At 48.5% G+C, this 12,066-nt stretch carries 9 protein-coding genes; 3 read left to right on the forward strand and 6 right to left on the reverse strand.

Features of this window, described 5'->3' with window-relative positions:
• Positions 1-323: 323 nt before the first annotated feature.
• The 3 genes from rpoD to Q0135_RS09375 all read left to right on the forward strand — a co-directional run bounded on the left by rpoD (position 324) and on the right by Q0135_RS09375 (position 3,354).
• Positions 324-2,204, forward strand: a complete 1,881-nt coding sequence (gene rpoD / locus Q0135_RS09365) for an RNA polymerase sigma factor RpoD (RefSeq protein ID WP_297990023.1) — start codon at positions 324-326, stop codon at positions 2,202-2,204.
• Positions 2,205-2,403: 199 nt separating this feature from the next.
• A complete protein-coding gene (locus tag Q0135_RS09370) occupies positions 2,404-2,973 on the forward strand; it encodes a DJ-1/PfpI family protein (protein WP_297990025.1) in 570 nt (189 codons plus the stop codon).
• Positions 2,974-3,210: 237 nt separating this feature from the next.
• Positions 3,211-3,354 carry a hypothetical protein gene (locus Q0135_RS09375; RefSeq protein WP_297990027.1) on the forward strand — a complete coding sequence of 48 codons (144 nt, stop codon included), beginning with the start codon at positions 3,211-3,213 and terminating at the stop codon, positions 3,352-3,354.
• Positions 3,355-3,769: 415 nt separating this feature from the next.
• On the opposite strand, the gene Q0135_RS09380 is transcribed toward Q0135_RS09375, so the two are convergent.
• The 6 genes from Q0135_RS09380 to Q0135_RS09405 all read right to left on the reverse strand — a co-directional run bounded on the left by Q0135_RS09380 (position 3,770) and on the right by Q0135_RS09405 (position 11,633).
• Positions 3,770-5,212 (reverse strand): DKNYY domain-containing protein, encoded by a 1,443-nt coding sequence (locus tag Q0135_RS09380; RefSeq protein ID WP_297990028.1) that lies wholly within the window; start codon positions 5,210-5,212, stop codon positions 3,770-3,772.
• A gap of 176 nt (positions 5,213-5,388) precedes the next feature.
• The gene (locus Q0135_RS09385) at positions 5,389-6,630 is read right to left on the reverse strand and encodes a uracil-xanthine permease family protein (protein ID WP_297990030.1); all 1,242 of its coding nucleotides are present in this window, start codon (positions 6,628-6,630) and stop codon (positions 5,389-5,391) included.
• 674 nt (positions 6,631-7,304) lie between these two features.
• Entirely contained in the window at positions 7,305-8,198 is an 894-nt protein-coding gene (locus Q0135_RS09390; RefSeq protein WP_297990038.1) for an NAD(P)H-dependent glycerol-3-phosphate dehydrogenase, read from the reverse strand.
• A gap of 1,005 nt (positions 8,199-9,203) precedes the next feature.
• A complete protein-coding gene (gene gatB / locus Q0135_RS09395) occupies positions 9,204-10,625 on the reverse strand; it encodes an Asp-tRNA(Asn)/Glu-tRNA(Gln) amidotransferase subunit GatB (RefSeq protein ID WP_297990032.1) in 1,422 nt (473 codons plus the stop codon).
• A gap of 113 nt (positions 10,626-10,738) precedes the next feature.
• The gene (locus tag Q0135_RS09400; RefSeq protein WP_297896069.1) at positions 10,739-10,963 is read right to left on the reverse strand and encodes a hypothetical protein; all 225 of its coding nucleotides are present in this window, start codon (positions 10,961-10,963) and stop codon (positions 10,739-10,741) included.
• Positions 10,953-11,633: a F0F1 ATP synthase subunit A gene (locus Q0135_RS09405; RefSeq protein ID WP_297990034.1), complete on the reverse strand. Its 681-nt coding sequence runs from the start codon at positions 11,631-11,633 to the stop codon at positions 10,953-10,955. The genes Q0135_RS09400 and Q0135_RS09405 overlap by 11 nt, the downstream gene beginning before the upstream one ends.
• Positions 11,634-12,066: the final 433 nt, after the last annotated feature.

A 12,066-nucleotide genomic window follows, 5' to 3' on the forward strand; every position in this document is an offset into this window, starting at 1 on the left:
GGAATTCCTCGTTTGAAATTTAGGGCTAAATTTAAACGCGAGAGCGTAGAGATGGAAAGTGCGGAGGCGTTAAATTTTAAATCGGCAGCGCAAAGGAAGCGGATTTTTTGCTCGCTAATTTTCGTCTTGCGAACGCAGAATTTTAGCGAGCGATCTTAAATTTAGCTAAAAATATAACCTAAATTTTAAAATTTAGCCTAATTTTTAGGATTTGAAAAATTATTAAATTTAGACTATTCGCGCCGCATATAAGCAAAAATAAAGAGCGTTTCGGTATAATCCAATTTTCCAAAACCAAATACACAACGACACAAGGAGATTTTATGGCGAGCCCAAAAGACGCCTTAACGCCCATCGAGCAGTTCTTCGACGAAAATCAAAAAAGCTACATCACCTACGAAAGACTGATAAAATTTTTCGATAAAGCCCCCACCGCGACGGCCGTTAAGAAGGTCGAAGCGCTTACGAAAAAATTTGACGTCGAGCTGATCTCCGCCGCAGAAATCTCCAAAATCAAAAATTTAGAGGACGCGAAGCTCAAAGAAGCCACGCAAAAAAAGCTGCTGGACGAGGGCTGGGACGAGGAGTTTGACCTATCCAGCGACGTCGAGCTTTTGGAGTGGAGCCGTTCGGACAGCCCGGTGCGGATGTATCTGCGCGAAATGGGACAGATCCCGCTGCTAACCAAAGAAGAGGAGATCGAAATCAGCAAAAAAATCGAGCTCGGCGAGGACATCATCATCGACGCGTTTTGCTCGGTGCCGTACTTAATAGACTTTATTTTAGACTATAAAGAGCCGCTTATCAACCGCGAGCGCCGCGTAAAGGAGCTTTTCAAGAGCTTTGACGACAGCGACGAAGAGGGTGAAGACGAGGACGAAGAGGAACTATCGGAGGAGGATTACGACGACGAGGAGGATGAGGAAAGTGCGGACGAGGCGAAGCAAAGGCGCTCTAGAAAGAACGATAAGCGCGCTCTAAAGGTCATCGAAAGCTTCAAGGCTCTTGAAAAAGCCAAAAAGGATTGGATGAAATTTGCCGAGAAAAACGCCGAGGCGATTAAGCAGAGCAAGGGAATTTTATCGAAGCTAAACTTGGCGTTTAAAAAGAAAATTTTAAAAGAAAAGCTCATGGATCTGGGGCCTACGAGCAAGCTCATCACCGAGATCGTAAAATCGATGGAGACTGCGTTAAAAAGCGACGAGGGTTTCGAAAAGGAGCTCAAGCGCCTGGAATACAAGCTGCCGATGTTTAGCGCCGAACTGCGCGAAAATCACAAAAAAATCCTAAAAGATATCACGAAGCTCAGCAAGGACGACATCATCGCGCGCGTGCCGGAAGCTACGATGGTCTCGACCTACGTCGATATAAAAAAGCTCTTTTTGACAAAAGAGGCGAGCAAAAAAAGCTTTAATCTCGAGCCCGAGCGGCTGAAAGAAATTTTAGAGCAGATCAAGCGCGGCAAGCGCATCAGCGATAACGCAAAGGCGCGCATGGCGAAGTCCAACCTGCGCCTGGTCGTCTCCATCGCTAAGCGCTACACGAACCGCGGGCTGCCGTTTTTAGACCTCATCCAGGAGGGTAACATCGGCCTTATGAAGGCTGTGGATAAATTTGAATACAAGCGCGGCTATAAATTTTCGACCTATGCGACGTGGTGGATCCGCCAGGCGATCAGCCGCGCCATCGCCGACCAAGCACGCACGATCCGCATCCCGATCCATATGATCGAGACGATAAATCGAATTAATAAAATCACGCGCAAATATATGCAAGAAGGCGGCAAGGAGCCCGATATCAACGTCATCGCGCAAGAAGTAGGCCTTAGCGTCGATAAAGTAAAGCAGGTCATCAAAATCACAAAGGAACCAATCAGCCTAGAAGCGCCGATCGGAAACGAGGATGACGGCAAATTCGGCGATTTCGTCGAGGATAAAAGCTCGGTTTCGCCGATCGAGCAAATTTTAAAATCCGACCTAAAAGAGCAGATCGACGATATTTTAGAACAGCTCAACGACCGCGAGCGCACGGTGATCCGCATGCGATTCGGACTGCTTGACGACGAGAGCGACCGCACGCTTGAAGAGATCGGCAAGGAGCTCAATATCACTCGCGAGCGCGTCCGCCAGATCGAAAGCTCGGCGATCAAAAAGCTAAAACACCCAAAAATCGGCCGCAAACTCAAAACCTATATCGAGAGCTAGAGTAAAACGCCGATATAGCGATCTAGCACACGCCGAGGTAGCGGGCTTTTTAAAGCGATGTTATCGCGCGTACTTGTAAAATCATAGAATTCCGCTCTAAATCCAAAGCGGAATTCTAAAAAATTTTATAAATTCTACGATTTTGCTTAGTTTGATATGCGAACCGAACTGAGTAGTGTAGGTTATTCAAGGAGACTTTATGAAAACTTTAGTAATCGTTATTTTAGACGGCTTTGCCGACTGGGAGGCTTCGCTACTGGCTCCCGCACTACGATATTTCACGGACTATAGCATCCTTTATGCCTCAACCGATAAAAACGAGAAAGTATCGTTCGGAGCTTTACGCGCAAAACCTGATTTAACAATAGATGAAATTTCGCCAGATGCCGCGGCAATCGTGTTAATCGGCGCTAGAAATTCATGGCGCGAACTGCCTAGCGAAAACGCCTCAAAAATTGCTAATTTAATAGAGGAATTTAAACAACAAAGCAAGGTGGTAGGTGGTATTTGCGACGGGGCGTATTTCTTAGCGGCAGCAGGAGCGCTAAATGACTGCCATCACACCGCAAATAGCCTAGCAGACATCGTTAATTTACCGAAATACAAAAATAAGCATGCCTTTATACAAACAAGTCGCGAAGCCGTAGTAGACGGTAAAATTATCACCGCAAACGGAAACGCATTTATTGATTTTACTATTCAAATGCTGCGCGCCTTAGGAGATATAGACGAAGCAATAATTGCCCAGTGCGAACAAATGTGGCGATAAGTAGGCAGTGCGCGTTTAGCAAATAAAATTTTGCCGAAGCAACACTCGAGCATATAAGCACAAATGAGATACAAAAAATACTGAAAATGAAATTTTGCCGAAGCGGTACGACATCGATGCTCGCTAGGTCTAACACAATACCTTAGTTTGCGTGCTTCCGTGCAAATACAGCATGGAATTTTACGCTCATTTTGCCACTAAAATTATATACGGCGCGAGCCTAAGCTAACAGACGCTATGAAATTTAAAACAAAGTGTGCCGCCAAAGCGGTACTTCAGCACGCGCCCATCGTCGTAAGCAAAAACGATGTCTTTCCCGTTTCGCCTTTAAATTTAGTGGAGCTCACCATGCCTCAAATAACCCTCGCACGGCGAAATTAAATAGGTCTCAAAAAGCAAAAGCCACAAAGCTTGCTTTGTACATCTTATTTGCCACTTTATACCGAGTCCCGTTATCTCCCGCCGCCTCATTATTGCGCGCCGACATACAATGCAATACCTGTAGCTTTTATGGCCCGTTTATCACATCCCACCGCCATGATGCCTTGCCCATAATGGAACGCTTTAAAAATAATGGTAGAGCCGTCTCTCTTTACTTACACTTGTCGTACTCGTAATCGCAGTACCCAAATTTTGCCGCATTGCCGCGCCGATAACCGCAATACTATCTAAATTTACTGCTCCGCCGTGCCGTCCCGCTCTTAAAATTTACCTTCTTTAGCCAAGGGTGCGCTGGATAACACGACGTCGGTATTTTTGTCTCGCTCTAAATTTACCTTCCGTAGCACCGCCAAATTTAACCGCGGCGCAAGCTGCGTTTTCTAAGGTAGCTATAAATCCAAGCTCCGAGCAACAAAACCGCCGCGAGGCAATACATATAAAAAGCCGCGCCGTTTTCATACTCCACGTCCTGCACGATAAAGACCTGCTGCGACATTTCGGGGTTTCGCGCCGCCTCGTCCGCGATCTGCGCCATTACGTTTTCATCATGCACATCCAGCGTGATTTTTCGCAGCTCGATGAAATTTGTCCGCTTCTCTAGATGCCTGCCGCTGCGACCCGTGACGTAAACGCTATGCGAATAGAAATTTAGATAGTAAAATCCCGCGTCGTCCTTCAAAAGCTTCTCAGATATCTGCCGCACGGCGCCTTTAAACGGATTATCGCCCGCCTTTTTTAGAGCGCTTAGCCGGCTTGCGTCTGCGCCAAATTTATAATACACGTACCAAAACGCGTCTTTGAGCTGCCCTTCGGTGCCGATGCCGCGCGGTCGATTTAAAATTTTATCCTTGCTTAGATAAAATATTCCGTTTTTGCTCGCAAACAGCATGTATTCCTGATGCCCGCTCTGAAAATTTAGCGGCGTATAGGGCTCGTTTGCAGCATCAAATCTCTCGCCGTTCATCAGCACCGCGCCCGCCTTTGGATCATAAAGAAACTCTATGCCGGCGTTTGGCTCCACGAGATACATCTGCTCGCTAGGCGTGAAATTTAGCCTCTCGCCGTCCGCATAGACGCTGCGTCCGTCGCTTAGCCACCGATCGACCTGGCGAAAGTGCGCGGGCGAATCGGAGCCGTCTTCGTATATGATTTTTAGCCTTATCTGTTTTAGATTTTTTGCATCCGCACCCACTAAAATTTTACCCTCGTAAAATACCCGCTCGCCGTCGGTTGCGACATATGGGCTCTCGGTCAGAGGCGAGATGGGCGCGCTAGTATCCAGCCTCGCGTATGGATAGTTATACTCCTGCGGCCATTTGGAGAGCCCGAAGGCGTGGAAAAATACTTTGTAAATGTAGCTTATCGCGCCGCCCGTGCGCTGGGTCACGTCCGAGCAGAAGTAGCTCACGTGCCCGTCGCTGTAGTAGCGAGAGCCGATCTTTTGCGTGCGAGCGGGATCCAGTCCCGACATCTCGCGAGCGCCGCAAAATACGCGGTTAGCGTCCATGCCGACGTTTGTGTAGGAGTATCTGCCGGTATCAAGCGCGCGAAAGCTCGCCGCGTCCGCGCCACCCTCTAGCTCGTAGGGAGCGAGGTTCCAAGAGCGTAGGTAAATTTTGCCGCCGATGTTGTAGTAACCCCCAATCTTTTGCGCGTCCGCGGGCAGCTCGCGCGAACGGTCATACACCGATAGCTCATAGATAAAAACGAGCGAGACGAAGAGCGGCACGAAAAGTACCGCAAAGAGCAGCTTTAGCGCCTTTTTATCAAATTTGCTTAAATTATTCGCCTTTTTCATAAGGCAATTATATATCTTGCTAGTTTAAAACGTTAGAAATTTGAAAGCGTTTGCGGGGAAATTTTAAAATTTAGAGTGCGGTAAATTTAGCGCAGAAAGCTGCGGGTAAATTTGACGACGAAGCTCAAATTTGCCCGCAATTACGCGAAACGACGCAAGCTCCGCGCAAATTTAACTTAGTAGCCGTCAAAATGCTTGGTCTTTGGCAGCACCAAATTTAATGTAATGCCGATGAGCGCACCAAGTCCCACGCCGCTAAAGCTCATCGCGCCAAAATCCAATACCATGCCGCCGATCGCGCAGACGAATATGAGTGCGACGATGATCATATTGCGCGGCTCGGCCAGATCCACGCTGTTTTTTATGAGCGTTTCCATGCCCACGCTAGCGATGATACCGAAAAGCAGCAGCATAATGCCGCCGATGACGGGAGCGGGGATCGTGGAGAGCGCGGCGCCGAGCTTGCCCACGAAAGCTAGCAGTATCGCCGCAAGCGCGGCAAAGGTCATGATGGCTGGATTGTAGGCTTTCGTGATGCTGACCGCACCCGTGACCTCGGAGTAGGTGGTGTTTGGCGGGCCGCCGAAGCAGCCTGCCAGCGACGTCGCGAGTCCGTCGCCCAGCAGCGTGCTTTTAAGCCCCGGATTTTTTAGGAAATTTTCCTTCGTGACATTGCTGATCGCAAGCATATCGCCGATGTGCTCGATCGCGGGCGCGATGGCGATAGGCACCATGTAGATCACTGCTTCGAGTTTGAAAACCGGTGCGGTGAAGCTCGGAACCGCAAACCACGGCGCGTTTAAAATCGGCGTAAAATCCACGATCCCGACAAACAGCGACGCGCAGTAACCCGCCGCGATACCGCACAGTATCGGCACGAGGCGCAGCATGCCGCGGCCAAACATCATCACGACGATGACCGTCGCAAGCGAAATGAACGCGATGGTAAGCGACTGGCCTTGCGTATAGAGCGCCTCTTTGCCCTTGCCCATGACCATATTTACGGCCGCGGGCGAGAGGATGAGGCCGATCGTCATGATGACGGGACCGACGACCACAGGCGGTAAAATTTTATGCAAAAACCCCTCGCCTTTGAGCCTAATAAGCAGGCTTAGAACCACGTAAAAAAGCCCCGCCGCGATCACTCCGCTCATCGTCGCGGCGATACCCCACTCCTTCACGCCAAAGCTTAGCGGCGCGATGAACGCGAAGCTAGACGCGAGAAAGATCGGCGGAACGTGTTTACGCGTGATGAGCTGAAACAGCAGCGTGCCGATGCCCGCCGTAAACAGCGCCACGGACGTATCAAGCCCCGTTAAGATCGGCACCAGCACGAGCGCGCCGAACGCGACGAATAGAAACTGTACGCCAACCAGAGCGTCACGTAGCCTGAGATTGTAGCCTTCGTATTTTTCCATCTTCTCCTCTTTTATCTTTGCGGCTTGCCTTTTGAGCGCTTTTTGTGGAGTTTGCTAAAATTTTGCTCGGCAGACTACACCGTCTAGCCTACGCAAAATTTTCGCTGCACAACCCCAAAAATCATCTCAAAACAAGCGTAGCGTTTTTGCAAAGCAAAATGTTTTTATAAAATACTTCGCCTTGGCTCTTGTATTAAAATTTATAATACACCGACATTCTGTAAAATTTTAACTCGCCGCAGTCACGGAAGAGCAATCCACTCAACCCTCAGCCGTCAACCACCTGCGACCGCAAGCAGAACGAAGCAGTAGCGCTTCTAAACTACCTGCGATCCATCTTAAATGTTTTAAAATTTTAGCCTCTTTTTAAAATTTTACGACCTCGCTTTAAAATTTCGCACTCAAGCTTAAAGCAAAATTTTAAATCAAAGCCGCTACGCCACATCGTATACAAGCGCCATTTTGCTGCGATTTTGCGTCGTATCAGATGCGCGAAGCCGCAAGGCGAAAATCAAGCCCATAAAATTATCAGGCAAAGCCGCGTAGACATATCCAAACAAACAACGACCAAAATCCGCAAACCAGCAACTAAATTTCACAAACATAGCGGATAAATCAAAACTATGCAGACCGAATTTACCGCTAAAATTTAGCGAGTAAATTCCATCGTACGGCTATTTTTTGCGCAGCAAATCCTTCAGGCTCGCTCTTACGTCCTTGCCACGCAGAATTTGCGCGACCTCGGTAGCGATCGGAGCGTAGATCTTGTGCTTTGTCGCGATATTTACGACCGCTTCGGTTGTAGCCACACCCTCGGCGACCTCGCCCAACTCGCGCAGAATTTCCTCAAGTCCTTTGCCACGCGCAAGCCCTAATCCCACGCGGTAGTTTCGCGATAGCGCGCTTGAGGCGGTCAAAAACAGATCGCCCACACCGCTTAAGCCCAAAAAGGTCTCGTCTCGGGCACCGAAAAACTTGCCAAAGCGCGCGATCTCTACGATGCCGCGTGCGATCAAGCTCGCTCTAGCGTTATTTCCGAGCTCGAGCCCATCGCAAACGCCGCTAGCGATGGCGATGACGTTTTTATACGCGCCGCACACCTCTGCGCCAATGATATCGCCACTAGTGTAGGTCTTGATGTAGGCAGGGAAGGTGCTTGCGAAAAGTTCGGCTAGATTTTCGTTACACGAGCTTACGACGAGCGCGCAAGGCAGCTTCTGCATGACTTCGGTGGCAAACGACGGACCTGATAGATAAGCAAGATTGCCGCGCGCGACGTGAGATTCAAAAATTTCGTTCAAAAACCTACCGCTTGCGGCGTCGATGCCCTTGGAAGCGACTAGAATTTTTTGATTTTTGTAGGTGAAATTTTGATCCAGCCACTGCGCGGTTTGCTGTGCCGCGAGCGCGAAAACGAGCGCTTCGCATTCCAGCGCTTCGCTCACGCTTACAAAATGCGGAATTTGCCTTGGCGTGCGCGAAGTGATGACGCATTCGTTTTTTGCGCTAAGCGCGTCAAAAAGCGCGCTGCCCCATTTGCCCGCGCCGATAACCGCGATTTTCATTATGTTCCTTTTTAAAAATTTATTCGCAAATTTGTGGTTTTTCAAATTTCATTCTCTTGAAATTCCCGCTCTTTGAAAATTTAGCCCAAAAGCGCCGACATGAGCCTGTGCAAATGCTAGTCGAAGCTACGCTTTAAAATTCGCTTTTTGAAATTTCATCTCGTCAAAATTTCGCTTCGTTAAAATTTCGCTTCGTTAAAATTTCGCGCTTTTGAGATTTACTCAGCAAAAATTTCGCTTTTTTTAAAATTTACCTCGCTAAAATTTCATACTTTTAAGGTTTTGCTCTTCCGTCAAAAAACACTTTCACAAAAGGCGCGGCAGTGAACGAATGAGGATTTTGAAACTCCATTATACGTTTTAAAATTTCACTCGTGCATCGCCAAAGCAAATCAAATTTTTAAAAATTTTACTCAGACGCCCGATCGCAAATCGCGCTTTTAAATCCGCTTAAATCTATCAAGGCGTGCTTTGAGCCTAGATGATCTGCGGTCGCTCGCCACGTTATCGTTTGGCGCAAGGTTTGAGGCACGCGTATCCGACGCAGCGATTGATTAAATTTAGCCTGCATATGGACTCGCCGCTCAAATTCGACCCTACGTATTTGATCCTATCCGCGCACCCGAGTTGCCTTTTGCTCCCTCAGGCAGAGTAATTTTACGCATTCCCTGCAAGCTTTGCCGCGCTTTGACGGTAGCCGTGAGTAAAATTCCTAACGGGCGCGCTTCTTAAACCCCTCCGTCGCAGACCGACACTTGATGCAAACGGCCCGCACGAGAAAAAACGAACTCAAAAGAACAAAACGTGCGCGAGGCAGAGCGGGTAGCCACCAAGATCGCACCGAATGAAATTATAACACGCAAAAGCCTTCGTCATTGGTGCGTGAAAGCTTTAGCTCGAAGCAAAACGCTGCGAGCGGATTTAAAATTTTATCCCTAAGGGCTTCATCTATCGCATGCATCGCGCCCCGCCTTTAATTCGCCGTTTGCTGAAACAGAAGCTGCGAAATCAGCCCAGCTTCTGCTTCAAAAGCTCGTTTACCTTCGCAGGATTAAACGCGCCCTTGCCCTCTTTCATCACTTGGCCTACGAAGAAGCCGAATAGCTTGTCCTTGCCGCCGCGATAGTCTGCGACCTTGTCCTCGTTTTCGCTCATCACGCGCGCTATGATCTCCAAAATCGCGCCGTCGTCGCTTACCTGCCTCAAGCCTAGCTTGTCGATGACCGAGCTTACGGCCTCGTCGTGCTCCATTAGATAATCAAGCACCTCTTTGGCGGCCTTTTGCGACACAGCGCCGCCTTCGATCGCGCTTAAAAGCTCATTCATCTTCGCGCTACCTACGGGCGAATCCTCAATCGTAACGCCGTTTTTGAGCCTGCCCGCAAGCTCGACGGTAAGCCAGCTGACGCAGAGTTTGGGCTCGTGCCCCGCCGCGATCAGATCCTCAAAAAATCGCGCGTTTTCGTAGGTCGAGATTATGATCTCGGCATCCTTCTCTTTAACGCCCAGCTCGCGGACGTAGCGGGCCTTTTTCTGATCCGGCAGCTCGGGGATATGCTGCGCAGCAGCCAGCATCTCGTCATCCACGATCACGGTTAGCAGGTCAGGATCGGGGAAGTAGCGGTACTCGGCGCTGTCTTCTTTACTACGCATCGGTTTGGTGATAAACTTAGCGGTGTCGAAAAGGCGGGTTTCTTGCACGACCTCTTGATCATATTTGCCGTCCTGCCACGCTTCGATCTGACGCTCAATCTCGAACTCGATCGCCTTTTGGATAAATTTAAAGGAGTTTAAATTTTTAATCTCCACGCGCGTGTAGAGCTTTTGCTCGCCTTGCGGGCGGATACTGACGTTTACGTCGCAGCGAAACGAGCCTTCTTGCATATTTGCGTCGCTGATATTTAAAAAGCGCAAAATGCTGTGGAGTTTTTTTAGATACGCGACCGCTTCATCCGCAGAGCGCATATCGGGTTCGCTTACGATCTCCAAAAGCGGCGTGCCGGCGCGGTTTAGATCGACGAGGCTGCGCGAGCTTTCGTGATTATTTTTGCCCGCGTCCTCCTCTAGGTGTGCGCGCGTGATGCCGATGCGCTTGCTCTGTCCGTCCGCAGCTATAAAAAGCTCGCCGTGCTCGACGATCGGGATCGTCCACTGCGAAATTTGATACGCCTTGGGAAGGTCGGGATAGAAGTAGTTTTTGCGGTCGAATACCGACTTGCGATTGATCGTCGCATTGACGGCGGTGCCGAAGCTGATGGCTTTTTTAACCGCCTCCTCGTTTAGCACGGGAAGAGCGCCGGGAAGCGCCAAGCAGGTCGGGCAGACGTGCGAATTCGCCTCATCGCCGAAGCTCGTGGGGCAGGAGCAGAAAATTTTGGTTTTGGTATTTAGCTGGCAGTGTACCTCCAGGCCGATCACGATTTCAAACATAAACTTAACCTTTTAGAATAAAAATTTCGCGTAATTTTACAATTTTTTGCTTTAATACTCGCTTGTAGCGGCGCGCGGCAGAGGCTAAATTTTAAAATTTAATCAGATAGATTCTACTCGCCGCCGCTAAGGAGTTTTTCTTTCAGATCGAAAACATCGACCATCAAGCAGGTGATGATGACGCATATCACGCCCGGCGCGGTGCAGATGAAGAGGAATTTTAACCCCAAAAAATAAAATGACGGATAGGCAAAAAAGACGAATGCGCCGACGAAGATCAATCCGAACGACGCACCCACGAGGAAGTATAAGAAATTTCGCTTAAAATTAATGCTCATCGACGATCACGGCGCCCGCTAGATAAACGTAGCTTAAAACCATGAAAATGAAAGTCTGCAAAATCGCCATAAAAGTAAGCAGTGCAAACGGCACCATCGGCACTAGCGCAGGAGCGAGAGTAAGCATAACGAGCAGGAAGGTATCGTCGCCTTTGATATTTCCGAAAAGTCGGAAAGAAAGCGATACGACGCGCGAAAAATGCGAGACGATCTCTATGATGAACATAAACGGAGCTAGAAGTGCTACCGGCCCCATAAAGTGCTTTAGGTAGTTGATTACGCCATGCTCGCGGACGCCCTCAAAATGGTAATACAACCAAACGCAAAGGGTAAGTGAAAGGGTTAAATTTAGACTCGCGCTCGGCGACTCAAAGCCCGGCACCAAGCCGATAACGTTACTAAAAAATACCACGAAACCAAGCGTCGCGACTAGCGGCAGGTATTTTTTAGCGCGCTCTTCGCTACCCATAGTGTCCTTACCGATCGCTAATACGCCGTTTAGGTATGCTTCGGCGATGTTTTGCATGCCGTGAGGCACAAGCTGAAGCGAGCGAGTGGAGCAAAGCGCGACGGCTACGATGATAGCGACGACCAAAAAGAAGTAAAAAAGGTAGATAAAAGTGTGGTCGTAAGAAATTAAACCGCCGAAAAGAAAGATGTCTTTTAGCATAAAAACCCTTGATCGTTAAAATTTGAGGCGTATTTTACACTTCTATTCGTTAAAGTATATTTAAATTTGCGCCAGCGAGTAAAATTTTGAGCTTTGCGAGTTCTTGCGCCGCTTGCTTGCCTAGCACTTTCGTCTAGCTTGCGCACCATTTATGCGGGAATTTTGCGTTTTTTTGGCATTTAGCTCCATATTTACAGCAAATGACAAAATTTTAGCTGGTAAGCACGAAATTTACGGCTACACTGCCAATTCTATTTTTGCAAAATAGAATTTAATCTAGCGCATACAGCGAAGCCCTAAATCAGCTATGCGGTAAAATTTGTGTTTACAGATTCAAAAAATACGATAAAATTCTACCGCGACGGCGCCGTGGCGAATTCCAAGAATTCCAAGAATTCCAAGAATTCCAAGAATTCCAAGAATTCCAAGAATT

Source organism: uncultured Campylobacter sp., assembly GCF_937981295.1.
Lineage (GTDB): Bacteria > Campylobacterota > Campylobacteria > Campylobacterales > Campylobacteraceae > Campylobacter_B.